Below are 16,100 nucleotides of genomic sequence, written 5' to 3'. Positions count from 1 at the left end.
GGCCCCTTGTTTACCCGATCAAAATTCGCGTTGCGTGTCGGCAAATGGCGGGAACTTGTCAAGGAGTGCGGCGACGATCTTGCCGAAACCGATGCCCAGAGACGATTTCACCATCAACACGTCGCCTGGCGCGACCGAGTTCAATACATAATCCGTCAATTCGTCCGTGTTCTCGCGATATTCGACATGGACGCTTTCCGGCAACGATTCCTTGAGCGCAGCCATCTCGGCTCCTGCGAGCCACACATGTTCGATGCCGGCCGCAAGCAGCGGCACGGCAAGGTCGGTATGGACCTTCTGCGCATAGTCGCCCATCTCAAGCATGTCGCCGAGCACGGCGATACGGCGTCCGCGACCGGTCGGCTCGGAGGCCGCCAGCAGCGCGATTGCCGCGCGCATCGAGGCCGGATTGGCATTGTAGCTCTCGTCGATCAGCGTGAAACTGCCGCCGCCGATGACAAGCCGGTGGCGCTTGCCTCGGCCCTTTTCCGGCCTCAGCGTCGCAAGCGCTTCGATCGCCTTTTGCATATCGGCGCCGACGATCCTGACGACGCCGAGCGCTGCGAGCGCATTCTCGGCGATATGGCGGCCCGGTGCGCCCAGCGCAACCTCCAGCGTCTCGCCACCGATCGTCAGCCACAGCGTCGAATTCTCGTCGGAACCATTGAATTCTGCGAGCCGGAATTCGGCCTTGGCATGCTGGCCGAAGGAATGGATATGCTCGATGCCGAGCGACTGCGCCGTCCGATCGAGGAAATTGAACTGGTCGTTGTCGCGGTTGAGCACAACATGGCCGCCGGGTTCGAGCCCCTCGAAGATCTCCGCCTTGGCGGCGGCAATTTCCTTGATGTTCTTGAAATTGCCGAGATGCGCCGGCGCGATCGTCGTGACGACGGCGACATCGGGACGGATCATCGCCACCAGCGGCCGGATCTCGCCGGGGTGGTTCATCCCGACTTCGAAGACGCCGTAATCCGTATCCTCAGGCATGCGCGCCAGTGTCAGCGGCACGCCCCAATGATTGTTGAAGGAGGCGACGGAGGCGTGCACCTTGCCGGAGGGCGACAGCACATGCCGCAGCATTTCCTTGGTGGTCGTCTTTCCCACAGATCCCGTCACCGCGATGATCCGGGCCCGCGAGCGCTCACGCGAGGCAAGGCCGAGCCGGCCAAGTGCGGCGAGCACGTCTTCCACGACGATCATCGGCACCGTCAGCCGACCCATGGCGGGAAGCCTCGCCTCGCTGACAACGAGAAGGGAGGCGCCGTTTGCCATCGCCATCGAGGCGTAGTCGTGACCGTCGACGCGGTCGCCCTTGATCGCGAAGAAAGCTTCGCCCGGAGCAATCGAGCGGCTGTCGATGGAAATGCCGGAGATGCCTTCGGGCAGCGTGCCGAAAGGGCGCCCCGCCATCGCCGCGATCATGTCTTCCGTCGTCCAGAGCCAGCTCAAGATTTCAACTCCTCCAAGGCCTTGCGCACCTCCGCATGATCGGAGAACGGCAGGGTAACGCCGCCGATCGTCTGCCCTTCCTCATGCCCCTTGCCGGCAACGATCAGCGTATCGCCGGATCTCAGCATGCCGACCGCCTCGCGGATCGCCATGGCGCGATCGGCGATTTCCGCCGCGCAGTTTGCTGCCGCCATGATCTCCGCCCGGATCGAGGCCGGTTCCTCAGAACGCGGATTATCGTCGGTGACGATAACGACGTCGGCAAGTCGGCAGGCGATTTCGCCCATGATCGGCCGTTTGCCGCGGTCACGGTCGCCGCCGCAGCCGAAAACGACAATGACACGGCCGGTGGTGAAGGGTCTGACCGAGCCCAGCACGTTTTCCAGCGCATCCGGCTTGTGGGCGTAGTCGACATAGGCGAGCGCGCCGTCTTTTGTATGGCCGACGAGTTCGAGACGGCCGGACGCGCCGACGAGCTTCTCGAGCGCGGCCATTGCAACCCTCGCCTCAACGCCGGTCGACATGGCAAGCCCTGCTGCAACCAGCGCGTTGGCCACCTGGAAATCGCCCGCCAGCGGAATGTCCACCTCGAAGATCTCGCCGCCGATATGGATCTCGGCCATCTGCTTGTGGCGGAAGTGCTCTACGCGCTTCAACGAGAGGTAATCACCCTTTCGCCCGACGGTACGGATGTCGTGACCGGCATCGGTCACGGCCTTGATCGCCTGCGCCGACCACGGATCGTCGGCAAAGATCACCGCGGGCGATCCCCTCGGCAACAGCGTATCGAAAAGCCGCATCTTGGCGGCCATGTAGGCCTCGACGGTCGGATGATAATCCATGTGATCTCGGCCAAGATTGGTGAAGGCAGCGGCCGCAAGCCTGACGCCGTCGAGCCGGCACTGGTCGAGACCGTGGCTGGAGGCCTCCATCGCGGCATGTGTCACGCCTTCTCCGGCAAGTTCCGCCAGCAGCGCATGCAGCGACACCGGATCCGGCGTCGTCAGCGAGCCATATTCGTTGCGCGTCGGTGAGACGACGCCCGTCGTGCCGATCATCGCGGCCGCGTGGCCCGCATGCGCCCAGATCTGCCGGGTGAAAGAAGCGACGGAGGTTTTGCCCGCCGTGCCGGTGACGGCGACCATGGTGTCGGGCTGCCTGCCGTAGAAACGCGCGGCGGCGATGGAAAGGAAACGGCGCGGCTCCTTGACTACAAGCACGGGGATCGAAGCATCGACGGCTTGGGCGGCGATGGCGACGGCAGCGCTGCGGCCGGCGGCATCCACGATGAAGCCCGCGCCGTCCGCCTTGGTGCCGGCGACCGCGACGAAGACATTGCCCGGCACCACCTTGCGGCTATCCGAAGACAGGCCTGAAATATCAAGCAGGCCTGCCGGGCCTTCGAGCTGTGCTTCAAGTTCCGGAAACTGATCTCCGGCCAGGTCTCGCAATTTCATCGAATGCACTTTTCTCTCTTGAAGCCGGTTCACCCCTCGCGAATCGGCGTCGATATTCATTCACACTCAATAAGACACCAGCAAGGCCGATCCGCCCTCCCCGAATTTCGGCTCGATACCGAGAATTGGGGCCGCGCGGCTGATGATGTCGCGGGCGATCGGACCGGCGGTACCTGCGGAGAGCGTTCCGCCATATTGCTTTTCGCCCGTTTTTGGCTCGTCGCAGAAGGTGATAACGGCATATCGGGGATTATCGATCGGGAAAGCGGAGATGAAGGAGTTGAAGTTCAGCGTCGAGGAGTAACGCCCATTCACCACCTTGTCCGCCGTGCCGGTCTTGCTGCCGACGGCAAAACCCGGCACGCGGGCGACCCGCCCCGATCCCTTGTAACCGTTGAAATCGAGGAGATAGCGCACTTCGTCGCTAGTCGACTTCTTAAGAACTTGCTTGGCGATCTGATCGGCCTGTTCGCGTGTGCGCGGCAGGAATGTCGGCTCGATCAGCTTGCCGCCGTTGACGAGTGCGGCAGCCGCCACCCCTGTCTGCAGCGCCGTCGTCGAGACGCCATGGCCGAAGGAAATCGTGATCGAATTGATCTTCTTCCAGACGCGCGGCTGGCTCGGCATCTTCACTTCGGGCAGCTCGGTCTGCATCTTCGTCAAGAGGCCTAACTTGGTGAGATAGTCCTTCTGAGCGTCGATGCCGACGATATCGATAACGCGCGCTGTACCGATATTCGAAGAATACTGGAAAATCTCAGGCACGGTGAGCCAGCGGCGCTGCCCGTGAAAATCGTGGATGGTGAAGCCGCCGATATAGATCGATTTGCTGGCATCGAAACTGTCGGTCATCTTCACCTTGCCGCTATCGAGCGCCATGGCCAGCGAAAAGGTCTTGAAGGTAGACCCCATTTCGAAGGTGCCGTTGGTCATCCGGTTGAGCCAACCCTCCTTGGCGCCTTCCTGCGGATCGTTCGGATCGAAATCCGGCGCCGATGCCATCGCCAGCACTTCTCCCGTATGCACGTCGATGACCGCGGCACCGGCACCTTTGGCCTGGAAGTTGTTTACCGCGTTGACGACCGCGTCCCGAACGATGTTCTGCACGCGCAGGTCGATCGACAGCCGCACCGGCTCGAGCGGCTGGTCGCTGGTCATGCCGACGGAAGCGAGATCGGCAAGGCCTTGGTCGTCGATAAATTTCTCCATGCCGGCGACACCGCGGTTGTCGATGTTGACGTAACCGAGGATGTGTGCGGCGGTCGCCCCGCCCGGGTAGAAGCGGCGCTTCTCCGGCCGGAAACCGATGCCGGGAATGCCGAGCGCCAGGATCTGGCTCTGCTGCTTCGGCGTCAGTTGCCGGCGCAGCCAGGCGAAATGCGAGGTCTTGACCGAGAGCTTCTTATAAGTGTCCCTGACGTCGAGCTCGGGCAGTACCGTTGCAAGCTTCTCGACCGCCTCGTCAGCATCGACGATCTTGTTCGGCTCGGCAAACAGCGAGACGGTGCGGATGTCGGTCGCCAGCACCTCGCCGTTGCGGTCGAGAATGTCGGGGCGCGAGGCCATCAGCCGGTCGGGCGGCAGGATGCTGGAAACGACCTCCTGATCCTTCATCGCATATTCGACGAGACGGCCGCCGATGACGGCGTAGACGCCCATGAAGCCAAGGATTAGCAGGCCGACGCGGCTTTTTGCCTGCCCTGATTTCTTCTTGCGCGACCCCTCGATCGCCAGGCCGGCGGGGGAAGGACCGCCGAACCGGTTATAGACGCCGGCGGAGAAATGCGCTTGGCTCTTCAAAACCATGATGCGGGAAAGAAACGACATTATTCCTCCACTGATCCGGTTTCGATCTGGTCTGCATCCTCTGCCTCGCCGCGCGGTGCGGGCATCGGAACGGGCTGCGCCTTGGCGGTGGCCTGCGCGCCCTTGGTGCCTGGCGCGCCTTTGGCGCTGGCCTCGGTCGCGCTCTTGGCGCTGGCCACGGTCGCGCCTTTGGCGCTGACCTTAGCCTCCGTCACGTCAGGCACGGGAACCTCAGATTTCAGCATCGGCAATTCCTTGGCATGCACGAGCGCCGTCGATTCCGTCGGCTGCAGCTTCAATTCTTCATTATAGGCCTTGACCAGACGCTCCAGCCGGTTCGGCTGCGATTGCAGCGCCCAGTCGGCCTTGAGAAGGTCAATCGTGTCCTTCTCAAGCTTGATCTCTGCTTCGAGGCGATGAACCTCCTCGACCTTCAATTCGGCGCGGTGCTTGATCGTGTAGGTCACGGTGGCGGTGGCCGTCATGACGCCGATGAGCACGAGATCGAACGTTTTCAGCATATCAACCTCCAAGCTTTCCGAGACTGGCAAGATTGGGAAACCCGAAGAGCGACATATCCGCGGCTTCGGCGGCGGCGTCCGTCCTCAGGCCGGCGCGCAGCTTGGCGGAACGGGCGCGTGGATTGACCTCGGCCTCCGCCTCGCTTGCCGAAACCATTGGCTTGCCGATCGCCGCAAAGGTTGCCGCCCGCTCATGCGCGACCGGCAGATGCCGCGAACCCGAAGCCTTGCCGGCGCGATCGGAGAAGAACTTCTTGACGATGCGGTCTTCGAGCGAATGAAAGGTGACGACGACAAGCCGCCCGCCGGGCTTCAGTACCGTTTCCGCCGCGAACAGCGCCTGCGCCAGTTCGCCGAGCTCGTCGTTGACGAAGATACGCAAGGCCTGGAAGACGCGCGTTGCAGGATGGATCTTGTCTTTCATCTTGCGCGGCGTTACGAGCTCGATGAGACCGGCGAGATCGCGTGTCGTTTCGAACGGTTTTTCCTCGCGTCGCTTCTCGATCGCATGGGCGATGCGCGGCGCCTGGCTTTCCTCGCCGAGAAAATGGAAGATGCGGATGAGATCGGCGACTTTGGCGCGGTTGACGACATCGGCGGCCGAAACGCCTTCGGCCGACATGCGCATATCGAGCGGTCCGTTTTTCTGGAAGGAGAAGCCGCGTTCAGCTTCGTCGATCTGCATGGAGGAGACGCCGATATCGAGCACAACGCCGTCGAGCCCGCCTTGCGGCGCATGATCGGCAAGATGCGAGAATTGCGAATGAACGAGCCTGAGACGACCGCCATGGGCGGCAACCATCGCTTGGCCGGCCGCAATCGCAGTCGGATCGCGATCGAGCGCGATCACCTCGGCGCCGGCAGCAAGGATGGCCGAGCTGTAACCGCCTGCACCGAACGTACCGTCGAGGATAAGTTTGCCGGGCGCGGGCGCCAATGCCGCAAGGACTTCATCGAGAAGAACCGGAATGTGACGAACCGGTCCGCCACCGGCATCAGTTGAACCTCCGCCAGGATTCGCCACCATTCCGTTCCCTCGTTCTTTCAGGAACGCTTGCCCGCCAGCTTGCGCTCCCCTCGTGCCTGCGCCTGCGCTGCCACAAAAGCCTGCGGCTGCCAGAGCTGAAAATGATCCGCCCGACCGACGAAGGTCACTTCGTCCGAGATGCCGGTGAAGCCACGAATGAAATCCGTGATCATCAGCCGCCCCTCGGCGTCGAGCTTCATGAAGACCCCGCCTCCATGAATGAGAAGCGACATCTCGTTCGCATCCGGCGAAAACGGATCCTCCGCAGCAATCTGCCGTTCGAATCTTTCGAGAAGATCCGGACCGCCGATGCTGATCGCCGGAAACACAAAGTCCTGGAAGCAGTAAAGCTCCTGGACGTTGCGCTGCGCCAGCACGGAACGGAAAGCCGAAGGCACGGAAACTCGGCCCTTGGCGTCGATCCTGTTGGTCGCATTCGAAAGGAAGCGGCTCATGACACGAAACATCCGTTCCCGCAGGGATCCGGACGATCAAAAGACGCCCGAAACTCCCGATATCAGGCACAGCTTCGCAGGCCGGATGAGCAAAAACCCCTCCGACGCTTCCGGAGAGGAAGACGCCTTTGCTTTGCGATAAATGGGCAGATAATTGCCCTGGTGCAGTGCGCGTTTGGGATAGCATGGGACCATATGGGCGTCAATGGGATACGCCTATTTTGCAATAGACGCATGATCAAAAATTTATAAGCCGTTAAGTTTAACAAAGGGTTAGCGGCGTCATCTTACACATGACACGCATTGGTATCCCTTCAGGAAAAATCCATCCGATGGATGCATAAACATCTGCTTGAAAACAGCCGGTTTCAGCGACTTACGCTGAAAATCCGGCTGCCGCGCCGTTAAGATGATAATCGCCAGTTGGCCTGTAAGCCGGGTTCTGTATGGCTCCGGCGTGAACCGGAACGTGGCAGCCATTCCTCTGGGACAGCGTTCGCACGCTGCCTCACGCAACCCACCCGGATGACTGGCCTGGAAACCAGCCGGAAGGCCTTTCGGCCTACCGCGTCATCCCTATTCGGTCTTGCTCCCGGTGGGGTTTACCGTGCCATTTCCGTTGCCGGAGATGCGGTGGGCTCTTACCCCACCCTTTCACCCTTACCTGTCATGACAGGCGGTTTGCTTTCTGTGGCACTTTCCCTGAGGTCGCCCTCGCCGGACGTTATCCGGCACCGTGTTTCCGTGGAGCCCGGACTTTCCTCACCCTACCGCCTTTCGGCATTGGTAAAGCGCGGCTGCCCAGCCAACTGGCAGGGTTCCCATAAACGAGAGAGATCGCAATTGCTATCGAAAACAAAATTTACTTACCGAAATTGCGGTGTGAAATCCGTGGAGTAGCCCTGTTCGCTGATTCCGCCTGACAAAAGCAGCTCGGCCCCAAGCCGACCGATTTCGTCCGAGCTCTTGGCCGACGTCCCGGCGCAGCCCGTCAACACCGCGATCTCGGGCGATGAGCTATAGCCAATCATCGGATAGCCGCTTTCCGTATGCGACACGACGCAGGCGGCCGTCGAAATCGAAAGCGGCACCATATCGGGCACAAGACCTTCAACAATGCGTTTGAGGTGCGCGCGCACCATATCGCGCCCCTCGGTCTTGAACCAAGCGCGCATTTCCGTGTCGTCGCGGAGCGCCAGATCGTCAGGATCGCCGCCGATCTTCAGGTAGAATTTGCCGTCAGGATAGCGGATCGGCGGCAGCAGGTAGATATCGATGCCGGGCGCCCGGAGAATGAGCGACGGCATCGCGGCCAGGCGCGCCGCGTCGGCATCGCTTACCTCGAAAAGCGTCACTGTCCGGGCATAAACAGTCATAGCAACAGGCTGCGGCAACAGATTCTCCGCAATGGAAAATCCGCCAGCTGCCAGCAGCACCTTTTCAGCACGATGGCTCAGGCCACCTGATGTCTCGACGACAGCCGACCCACCTTCGCTGCGGATCGAAACGACATGATCGCGGATGACCGTGGCGCCTGCCTTTTCCGCCAGCAACGATTGGGCTTTCACAAGCTTACGCGGACTGATGTGGCCGGCCCCTCTCGCTTCGAAGACGCCCGCGCCCCCATCGGGAAAGGCGAGGAAGGGAAAGGCAGCCTTCAGCCCTTCCTCGTCGAGCAGGCTGGTCTCGACGCCGAGCGAAACGGCGGCCTGTCGGGTTTTCTCGAGATAATCGCCCCCGGTCGGCGCGACGACGACACAACCGACCTCGCGATAGAAATCGATGCCGCTGTCGCCGGCGATCTCGCCATAGCGGTCGATCGAGCGGTTGGCGAGCAGTGCCCAATTGCGGTCGGGATCGATGGTACGAGTGATGCGCCCCTCATCATAATGGCTGGCGAAGACACCCTGATGCGTCTTGCGGTCATCAGGCTCGTCCGGGCCGATGACGGCGACGCCATCCGTCTGGCGTGCCAGATATTTTGCGGCCGCGGCACCCATCATGCCGCGGCCGATAACGATGAACCTGAAATCGACCGCCATATCCCACCTCGCTAAATTCCAGCGATACCATAGCAATCATCTTGAATCATCCGCTCTTGTCAGGGATATGCGCTTCAGCGCTCAGAGCATTGCCAGAACCTTGCCGCAATAGGACTTGGACACCGGGTTCATGCGCGTGGCGCCATGGCCGGCATTGTATTTGAGGATGGTGTTGCAGGTCTCGCCACCACCGAGATCATGGGCGGCAGCCAGATATTTCATGCCGTACTTGATATTGGTTTCCGGATCGAACAGGCCCTTGGCGCTGCCGGAATAGCCCATCATGCGGGCAGTTGCAGGCTTTATCTGCATCAGGCCGATTTCACCGTGGCTGCCGCGCGCATTCGGATTGAAATTGCTTTCGATGCGGATGACCGCGGTCGCAAGCGCAACCGGTACATCATATTGGTTCGCATATTTGCTGATCAGTACGGAATAGGAATTGCCGGAAACATTGGCGACGGGATAACCGCTCTGGCGCTCTACCGTCTTCAGCGGGCGTTCCGCCGTCTTGAGCGGACGCTTCGCCGGTTTGACCGAACGCTCCGCTTTCTTCACCGGACGCTCTGCCTTCTTCGAAGGACGCTCGACTTTCTTCACCGGCGCATCGGCTCGCACGCCCCAATCATTCGCAAAGGCAAAGCTATTTCCCGCCAGCACCATGCCAACGCATGTTGCAGCAACAACAATCAGTTTTCTCATGTAGTCTTGAACACTCCGACCCAAAGAATTTCCGGACTGCGCGCCTCGCCGTCATAATGAATACCAGATCAAGGATCGATCGGGATTCACGGTAATTCTTATCGTTTCACATAACGCCCGTGGTTTAACTCGAAAACAACCCCGAGCACCGCTTGGCGGACGCTCTTAGACCATCGCAATGAGGAGATAATAGGGAAATGATGTGGCAGGCGGAATTTCGCGCTGCAGTGCGAAATTCGGCGTTTCAGTAATTGCCGAGGAATCAGGAATAACGCGGCAGCGCCGACAGCAGCCGGTGCAACGTGTCGATCGTCGAGAAATCGGCGATACCATCCACCCGTTCGGGCCGAAAATGGCGCTGGAAAGCTTCGACGACGCCCGCCGTTTTTTCCGAGAATTCACCCGTAATTTCAGCGCTGTAACCATAGAGAGACAGCATCGACTGCAGCGCTTCCACAGGTTGACCGGTATCGCCGCGTTGGAAGAAGCGGCCACCGGTGATCGTTGCCGGCTCGACCCAGTGCCCAATGCCCGCTTGGTGGAGCGCGGCCCAGGGGAATTTCTCGCCCGGATCGACCTTGCGGATCGGAGCGACATCGGAATGCCCGAGGACCCGTTCAGGTGTGATCGACCAACGTTTGACACAGTCGCGACACAATTCGATCACCGCGGCGATCTGCTCTTTCGGATAATCAGGAAGCCCGCCCGGATGGCCGGCATTGGCGATCTCGATGCCGATCGACAGCGAATTGATATCGGTCTCGCCGTGCCAGCTGCTTTTTCCCGCATGCCAGGCACGCCGCATTTCCGGTACGAGCTGCACGACCTCGCCATTCTCATGCACGAAATAATGGCTGGAAACCTGGCTTTCGGCGCGACAGAGCCAGTCGAGCGCACCATCTGCCGTCGGCATGCCGGTATAGTGCAGCAGGATCATATCGGGACGGCGCCCGTCCGCCCGTTCGCCATGGTTCGGCGAAGGCTGCACGCGGGCGCTTCTGCAGTCGGCCTCGAAAGAGGTCATGCGGCGCGGCGTTCCTTCTCGATCGCCTCATAGGCCGCGTTCAGCGCCGCCATGCGCTCATTGGCGATCACATGGAATTCCTTCGGCACGCCGCGCGAAACCAGCCGGTCGGGATGATGTTCGCTGACGAGGCCGTGGTAACGGCGGCGGATGGTCGGGAAATCATCGGAAGGCGAGACGCCGAGGACCTTGTAGGGATCGCCGCCGGACGAGACGTGGCGGGCGGCGATCTGCTCGAAGCGGATCTCGCTCATCTGGAAGATCTCGCCGATATGGCGCAGGAAATTCAGTTCCTTCTCATGGATCAGCCCGTCGGCCTTGGCGATGTGGAAGAGGCCGTCGAGCACGTCTTCCAGCACCGGGCAATTGGCCGCACAGGTTACGCAGAGCGTCGAGAGCCGTTCGGCATAGGCTTCGTAGCCGGCTACGTCCTGGCGCGCGAGATTGTAGAGCCTGGCGACATTCTTCGCCTGATCCTGCGGAAACTCGAAGATTTCGCGAAAGGCTTCGACCTCCTTCTCGCTGACGATGCCGTCGGCCTTGGCCATCTTGGCCGACAGCGCGATGATCGCCACCGAGAAAGCCACCTTACGCCGGGTCTCGGGATCGCCTTCAAAAACCGTGCGGATAGCCTCGACCACCGCAGACAGCGCATTGCCTGCAGTATTGCCAATGGCATTCAACAGTTTTTCCCAGAAGGACATCGAAAATCTCACACACGTGTCAACTTATAGAGAAACAGCTTGACCAAAGAATCGCAGCCTTTGCAAGGCGACTATTCGTCGTAGGGCCGAACACAGTTTTCACGATTTGGTAATTGTCGCACCGCAGCAAACGATTCATCACGCCCGCTTTCATCTCGCGTGAGGGCATGGACGGCGGTCGCCGGCATTGCCCGGGCACGTGGATTCCAGAACGCGCGGCGGAAATTTCCACGGGCAGTGCTCGACAAGCAGACCGGGTTGAAACGATTATATCAGCACTTCGCCTCGCCTTTGCGGTCCAACACGGCAGAAACGCGCATTTTTCGTAAATTCTTTACTTTACAGGGCCCTTTCCCTGCCGCATCCATGCGCTAGCTAACGCTGCCGCACCGAAACACCGCAGGAGGGATTATGGCCAAACAGAAAGTCGCAATGCTGACCGCCGGAGGCCTGGCGCCCTGTCTTTCGTCCGCCGTCGGCGGCCTTATCGAACGCTATAGCGACGTCGCGCCCGAACTCGAAATCGTCGCTTACAAGTCGGGCTACCAGGGTGTGCTCCTCGGCGACAGCATCGAGATCAGCCGCGCGATGCGCGAAAAGGCGCCGCTGCTGCACCGCTACGGTGGCTCGCCGATCGGCAACAGCCGCGTCAAGCTCACCAATGCCGCCGACTGCGTCAAGCGCGGCCTGGTCAAGGAAGGCGAGAATCCGCTGCGAGTCGCCGCCGAACGCCTCGCCAATGACGGCATCACCATTCTCCATACGATCGGCGGCGACGACACCAACACCACGGCCGCCGACCTTGCCGCCTACCTCGCCGCCAACGGCTACGATCTCACCGTCGTCGGCCTGCCGAAGACTGTCGACAACGACGTCGTGCCGATCCGCCAGTCGCTCGGCGCCTGGACGGCCGCTGACGTCGGCGCGCACTTCTTCGACAATGTCGGCAACGAGCAGACCGCCGCCCCCCGCACCCTCGTCATCCATGAAGTCATGGGCCGCCATTGCGGTTGGCTGACGGCCGCCACCGCCCGCGCCTATCTGCAGCGCACCAGCCGCAACCAGTATGTCGACGGCCTGATGATGGACGCGCACCTGAAGAGTATCGACGCCGTCTACCTGCCTGAGATGGCCTTCGACCTCGACGCCGAGGCCGCCCGGTTGAAGGAAAGCATGGACCGCAACGGCCACGCCACGGTTTTCGTCTCGGAAGGCGCCTGCCTCGACGCCATCGTCGCCGAGCGCGAAGCCGCCGGCGAAACCGTCAAGCGCGATGCTTTCGGCCATGTGAAAATCGACACGATCAATGTCGGCGCCTGGTTCCAGAAGCAGTTCGCCAATCTGCTCGACGCCGAGCGTTCCCTGGTGCAGAAATCAGGTTATTTCGCCCGCTCGGCGCCCGCCAACGGCGATGACCTCAGGCTGATCCAGAGCATGGTCGATCTCGCCGTCGAAAGCGCGCTCAATAAAGTCTCCGGCGTCACCGGCCATGATGAAGGCCAGAACGGTAAATTGCGCACTATAGAATTCCCGCGCATCAAGGGCGGCAAGGCTTTTGACCTTTCGACGGCATGGTTTGCCGAAGTCATGGACAATATAGGCCAGAAATACAAAGAAGCGTGATTGACGGATGGTTAATATGATGTCTTTGCTTGTTCCTGAGGAATAGGAGGAGACACCATGTCACTTGAAGCTTGGCTCGCTTTTGCGGCCGCATCCGCCATCATGCTGGCCATACCGGGGCCGACGATACTGCTCGTCGTTTCCTATGCGCTCGGTCATGGGCGCCGGACGGCGTTCGCGACGGTGGGCGGCGTGGCGCTTGGTGACTTCACGGCGATGACGGCCTCTCTCTTCGGTCTCGGCGCCGTCCTGGCCGCCTCCGCGACCCTCTTCACCGTCTTGAAGTGGATCGGCGGCGCCTATCTGATCTGGCTGGGAATCAAGCTCTGGCGGGCTCCCATCATCGGCGAACCGATTGCAGACAACGACAACCTGCCGGAGGAGAAGTCGCTCAAGATTTTCCTCCACGCCTATGTCGTCACCGCCCTCAATCCGAAGAGCATCATCTTCTTCGTCGCCTTCGTGCCGCAGTTCCTCAATCCGGCCCTGCCCTTCGTCGGGCAGATGGCGATCATGGAAGCCACCTTCCTCGTGCTGGCGATCCTCAACGCTTCCACCTATGCCTTTCTCGCCCATAGCGCGCGCGGCCTGATTCGCAAGGCGAGCATCCAGCGCGCCGTAAACCGAACCGGAGGCACTCTGCTGATCGCTGCAGGCGCCGTAACGGCCGGGTATCGCCGTATTGCAGCGTAGAAATATTCCGAAATATTCCGTGGTTGCCGGAATGTCACGAATAGGTTAATGGGGTCACCAGGGCTTAAGGCTTTTGGTAACTTTTATACGCTGCCGGGGGCGGCGCGATTTCACGAAAGTGGCGGAATGGTAGCGATCGGATTATCCGGCCTGAAACGCAGTCTTGTCGTCTCGACGATACTCTGCGGCGTGATGACGGGATGTACGAGCGTCGAATACACGTCCCAGGCCGAACTGACAGCCGCCCAGACCGTCGTGCCCATGCCGAAACCCGGCGAAGATGCAACACTCGCCGCGATCCCGACAGCCGAAGGCGCAGCCGGTCAGTCGGTTGCAGGCGCCACCATCCCGCAGACATCCCCCTCCCTGACCGCAACGGCGATGCCGACCGTGACAGCCTCCCAGACTGGCGATCTTACCATGCAGGCAGGCATGCAGCCGGCCGCCTATGCGCAGATCCCGCTGACGCCCGAGATGACGGCGATCCAGTCCGTCGTGCCGACGCCACGTCCGGGAACGCCGGCACAGCCGACGACGCAGCTTGCCTTTGCCGCGACACCGCAAAACAGCGCGCTTGCAGCACTTGCCGCAGTCGACACCACGCCGCGTGCCAGCATGGACTACGGTTTCGACGAATCCGGGCCGATCGATCCGCCGACCGCGCCCCCGATGTTCAGCGACGACGACAAAGACGATGCGCCGACCGTCGAGAAGAGCTTTGTCACCAAGCTCATCCAGAAATATTCGAAAATCTACGAAATTCCCGAGACCCTGCTCCATCGCGTCGTTCATCGCGAGAGCCGCTATAATGCGAAGGCCTACAACAAGCGCGGCTATTTCGGCCTCATGCAAATCAAGTACAACACCGCCAAGTCGATGGGCTATGACGGTGCCCCGGGCGGCCTTTTCGATGCCGAGACCAACATCAAATATGCGGCGAAATATCTGCGCGGCGCCTGGCTCGTGTCCGACAGTAAGGAAGACGACGCCGTGCGCCTCTACGCGCGCGGTTATTATTACGACGCCAAGCGCAAGGGCATGACCGACATCGCCCACGGTAACTACTGAAACCCGGCAATTGCTGAAACAGGGATGACGGGTGAAACGGTGGCCTATGGCTACGGCTGGGCTTGCCGTTGCGATCCGGCCTGCTGCTCCGGCGCTCCCGATTGCGGCAAAGCCGCCAGGATCGCCTTGAGAAGCGTCCGCGGCTGGTAGCCGAACCAGCTGGGCGTCAGTCCGAGCCGAACCACGACCAGATTGGCGGACGGCACGATCGCCATGCTCTGCCCGTCATGCCCCGTCAGCCAGAACGTATCCTCCGGCAGCCCAAACGCGGCGCTCGAGCCGCCGCCGGGGGCAAGCCAGGCCTGGCCCTGCGTATACCGGCCGTTCGAAGCAGCCGTCGGGGTGCGCATGGCGCCGACAAAACCCTCCGGCAATAGACGCTGGCCGTTCCACACGCCATCCTGCAGCAGGAACTGCCCGAAGCGCGCCCAGTCATGTGCAGTCGCATAAAGATAGGAGCTTCCGGCGAACGTGCCGCGCGCATCGAGTTCGAACACGGCGCTCGTCATGCCAAGCGGGGCAAACAACGCGTCGCGCGGATAGGAAAACGCCGCCTGAGCATTGCCGACCCTGTCCATCCAGATGCGCGACAAAAGCACCGCCGTGCCACTCGAATAGCGGAATCGCTTGCCGGGGGCCGCCTCCATCGGCGCATTGGCCGGCAGCGATACCATGTCGGGATCGAGATAGAGCATGCGCGTTACGTCGGCGACATCGCCATAGTTCTCGTTGAAGGCAAGGCCGCTTTCCATGCCAAGCAGGTCGGAAACCTTTATTTTGGCGCGAGCATCGTCCTTCCACTGCGCCAGCAGATGATCGTCGTCGAAGGAGATCTTGCCGTCGAGCATCAGGCGACCGAGGATCGCCGCATTCACGGTCTTCGTCATCGACCATCCGATCAGCGGCGTCTTCGCCGAGAATCCGGGGGCATAGGCCTCCGCGACGATGCGACCACCCCGCACTACCACGACCGCCCGCATGGCCGGGCCGGCAAGCCCGGCATCGGCCAGCACAGCGGCAACCTTCGTGTCGGGATCGCCGACGTCCTCGCCCTGCGGCCATAACGCAGGGTTCGTTTCCATCTTGGCCGGCGCGTCGAAGGGGACGGCATTCGCTGCCGCCTCGAAATCGCCATCCGGCACACTCGTGCAGCCAAGCCCACCGCGATAGAGCGCATAACTCGATGCAAACAGCCCCATGAAGCGAGCCGTCACTCGGCCATTGTCACGGTCGACACTGACGCGTACAAGCCGCAGCAGCGGGTTTCCCGGCGCCTGCACATCGTCCTCCAGCACGTCCTCGGCGTTGCGCCCGGCGATAAAGACGTTGGAACAGACAATCTTGGCGGCATAGCCGTCCCCGACACGCAGGAGCTCCGGCGGGCTGACGAACAACCAGGCGGCGCCGGCAACGACGAAAAGAACGAGAAGGAGAGCAAGCGCCTTCAAGACACGCAGGACAAATCGCATGGCATTCCTCCGAATGCCCGGAGAGAAGCAGGAATTCCGTTTGCCGGAAAGGGGGCG

General features: G+C 61.2%; 14 protein-coding genes and 1 other RNA gene. 3 read left to right on the top strand and 12 right to left on the bottom strand.

All coding sequences use genetic code 11. The features are described 5' to 3' along the window. Positions 1 to 18 precede the first annotated feature (18 nt). The 11 genes from HFO71_RS02520 to HFO71_RS02470 all read right to left on the bottom strand — a co-directional run bounded on the left by HFO71_RS02520 (position 19) and on the right by HFO71_RS02470 (position 11,190). A complete protein-coding gene (locus HFO71_RS02520) occupies positions 19 to 1,452 on the bottom strand; it encodes a UDP-N-acetylmuramoylalanyl-D-glutamyl-2,6-diaminopimelate--D-alanyl-D-alanine ligase (protein WP_168257084.1) in 1,434 nt (477 codons plus the stop codon). After that, positions 1,449 to 2,969: a UDP-N-acetylmuramoyl-L-alanyl-D-glutamate--2,6-diaminopimelate ligase gene (locus tag HFO71_RS02515; RefSeq protein WP_168258907.1), complete on the bottom strand. Its 1,521-nt coding sequence runs from the start codon at positions 2,967 to 2,969 to the stop codon at positions 1,449 to 1,451. The genes HFO71_RS02520 and HFO71_RS02515 overlap by 4 nt, the downstream gene beginning before the upstream one ends. A 6-nt stretch (positions 2,970 to 2,975) precedes the next feature. Continuing rightward, positions 2,976 to 4,736: a peptidoglycan D,D-transpeptidase FtsI family protein gene (locus HFO71_RS02510; RefSeq protein WP_131639502.1), complete on the bottom strand. Its 1,761-nt coding sequence runs from the start codon at positions 4,734 to 4,736 to the stop codon at positions 2,976 to 2,978. Continuing rightward, positions 4,736 to 5,236: a cell division protein FtsL gene (ftsL, locus tag HFO71_RS02505; protein WP_072637784.1), complete on the bottom strand. Its 501-nt coding sequence runs from the start codon at positions 5,234 to 5,236 to the stop codon at positions 4,736 to 4,738. The genes HFO71_RS02510 and ftsL overlap by 1 nt, the downstream gene beginning before the upstream one ends. A gap of 1 nt (position 5,237) precedes the next feature. After that, positions 5,238 to 6,263 carry a 16S rRNA (cytosine(1402)-N(4))-methyltransferase RsmH gene (gene rsmH / locus HFO71_RS02500; RefSeq protein ID WP_131639503.1) on the bottom strand — a complete coding sequence of 342 codons (1,026 nt, stop codon included), beginning with the start codon at positions 6,261 to 6,263 and terminating at the stop codon, positions 5,238 to 5,240. A gap of 17 nt (positions 6,264 to 6,280) precedes the next feature. After that, positions 6,281 to 6,718 (bottom strand): division/cell wall cluster transcriptional repressor MraZ, encoded by a 438-nt coding sequence (gene mraZ / locus HFO71_RS02495; RefSeq protein WP_026158771.1) that lies wholly within the window; start codon positions 6,716 to 6,718, stop codon positions 6,281 to 6,283. 415 nt (positions 6,719 to 7,133) lie between these two features. Then, positions 7,134 to 7,531, bottom strand: an RNA gene (rnpB, locus tag HFO71_RS02490) — RNase P RNA component class A. A gap of 53 nt (positions 7,532 to 7,584) precedes the next feature. Next, entirely contained in the window at positions 7,585 to 8,760 is a 1,176-nt protein-coding gene (locus tag HFO71_RS02485; protein ID WP_077978801.1) for an NAD(P)/FAD-dependent oxidoreductase, read from the bottom strand. A gap of 81 nt (positions 8,761 to 8,841) precedes the next feature. Beyond that, on the bottom strand, positions 8,842 to 9,462 hold the full coding sequence (locus HFO71_RS02480) for a lytic transglycosylase domain-containing protein (RefSeq protein WP_131639505.1): 621 nt from the start codon (positions 9,460 to 9,462) through the stop codon (positions 8,842 to 8,844). 262 nt (positions 9,463 to 9,724) lie between these two features. Beyond that, on the bottom strand, positions 9,725 to 10,486 hold the full coding sequence (locus tag HFO71_RS02475; RefSeq protein WP_221968253.1) for an N-acetylmuramoyl-L-alanine amidase: 762 nt from the start codon (positions 10,484 to 10,486) through the stop codon (positions 9,725 to 9,727). Beyond that, on the bottom strand, positions 10,483 to 11,190 hold the full coding sequence (locus HFO71_RS02470; RefSeq protein ID WP_168258905.1) for a J domain-containing protein: 708 nt from the start codon (positions 11,188 to 11,190) through the stop codon (positions 10,483 to 10,485). The genes HFO71_RS02475 and HFO71_RS02470 overlap by 4 nt, the downstream gene beginning before the upstream one ends. A gap of 411 nt (positions 11,191 to 11,601) precedes the next feature. Here HFO71_RS02470 and HFO71_RS02465 point away from each other — a divergent pair, with 411 nt between their 5' ends. From HFO71_RS02465 to HFO71_RS02455, 3 genes are all read left to right on the top strand, one after another. After that, on the top strand, positions 11,602 to 12,813 hold the full coding sequence (locus HFO71_RS02465; RefSeq protein WP_131639507.1) for a pyrophosphate--fructose-6-phosphate 1-phosphotransferase: 1,212 nt from the start codon (positions 11,602 to 11,604) through the stop codon (positions 12,811 to 12,813). Between the two features lie 57 nt (positions 12,814 to 12,870). After that, positions 12,871 to 13,506, top strand: coding sequence for a LysE family translocator (locus HFO71_RS02460; RefSeq protein WP_020050849.1), 636 nt, complete (start codon positions 12,871 to 12,873; stop codon positions 13,504 to 13,506). A 126-nt stretch (positions 13,507 to 13,632) separates the two neighbouring features. Further along, positions 13,633 to 14,574 carry a lytic transglycosylase domain-containing protein gene (locus HFO71_RS02455; protein WP_132610204.1) on the top strand — a complete coding sequence of 314 codons (942 nt, stop codon included), beginning with the start codon at positions 13,633 to 13,635 and terminating at the stop codon, positions 14,572 to 14,574. Positions 14,575 to 14,624: 50 nt separating this feature from the next. Here the strand turns inward: HFO71_RS02455 and HFO71_RS02450 are convergent, their stop codons facing one another. Next, complete coding sequence (locus tag HFO71_RS02450; RefSeq protein ID WP_168335713.1) at positions 14,625 to 16,043, bottom strand: serine hydrolase domain-containing protein; 1,419 nt, start codon at positions 16,041 to 16,043, stop codon at positions 14,625 to 14,627. Positions 16,044 to 16,100: the final 57 nt, after the last annotated feature.

Origin of the sequence: Rhizobium laguerreae (assembly GCF_019778565.1) — a bacterium.
GTDB lineage: Bacteria > Pseudomonadota > Alphaproteobacteria > Rhizobiales > Rhizobiaceae > Rhizobium > Rhizobium laguerreae.
Note: the sequence above shows the minus strand (reverse complement) of the source record. Positions and strands in the feature narration are given on the sequence as shown.

What these genes read in the sequence shown, in the direction of transcription:
- rsmH (WP_131639503.1), bottom strand. Translation starts at nt 6,263, where the DNA reads ATGGTGGCGAATCCTGGCGGAGGTTCAACTGATGCCGGTGGCGGACCG.
- HFO71_RS02485 (WP_077978801.1), bottom strand. Translation starts at nt 8,760, where the DNA reads ATGGCGGTCGATTTCAGGTTCATCGTTATCGGCCGCGGCATGATGGGT.
- HFO71_RS02515 (WP_168258907.1), bottom strand. Translation starts at nt 2,969, where the DNA reads ATGAATATCGACGCCGATTCGCGAGGGGTGAACCGGCTTCAAGAGAGA.
- HFO71_RS02455 (WP_132610204.1), top strand. Translation starts at nt 13,633, where the DNA reads ATGGTAGCGATCGGATTATCCGGCCTGAAACGCAGTCTTGTCGTCTCG.
- mraZ (WP_026158771.1), bottom strand. Translation starts at nt 6,718, where the DNA reads ATGAGCCGCTTCCTTTCGAATGCGACCAACAGGATCGACGCCAAGGGC.
- HFO71_RS02450 (WP_168335713.1), bottom strand. Translation starts at nt 16,043, where the DNA reads ATGCGATTTGTCCTGCGTGTCTTGAAGGCGCTTGCTCTCCTTCTCGTT.
- HFO71_RS02470 (WP_168258905.1), bottom strand. Translation starts at nt 11,190, where the DNA reads ATGTCCTTCTGGGAAAAACTGTTGAATGCCATTGGCAATACTGCAGGC.
- HFO71_RS02460 (WP_020050849.1), top strand. Translation starts at nt 12,871, where the DNA reads ATGTCACTTGAAGCTTGGCTCGCTTTTGCGGCCGCATCCGCCATCATG.
- HFO71_RS02480 (WP_131639505.1), bottom strand. Translation starts at nt 9,462, where the DNA reads ATGAGAAAACTGATTGTTGTTGCTGCAACATGCGTTGGCATGGTGCTG.
- HFO71_RS02475 (WP_221968253.1), bottom strand. Translation starts at nt 10,486, where the DNA reads ATGACCTCTTTCGAGGCCGACTGCAGAAGCGCCCGCGTGCAGCCTTCG.
- HFO71_RS02510 (WP_131639502.1), bottom strand. Translation starts at nt 4,736, where the DNA reads ATGTCGTTTCTTTCCCGCATCATGGTTTTGAAGAGCCAAGCGCATTTC.
- ftsL (WP_072637784.1), bottom strand. Translation starts at nt 5,236, where the DNA reads ATGCTGAAAACGTTCGATCTCGTGCTCATCGGCGTCATGACGGCCACC.
- HFO71_RS02465 (WP_131639507.1), top strand. Translation starts at nt 11,602, where the DNA reads ATGGCCAAACAGAAAGTCGCAATGCTGACCGCCGGAGGCCTGGCGCCC.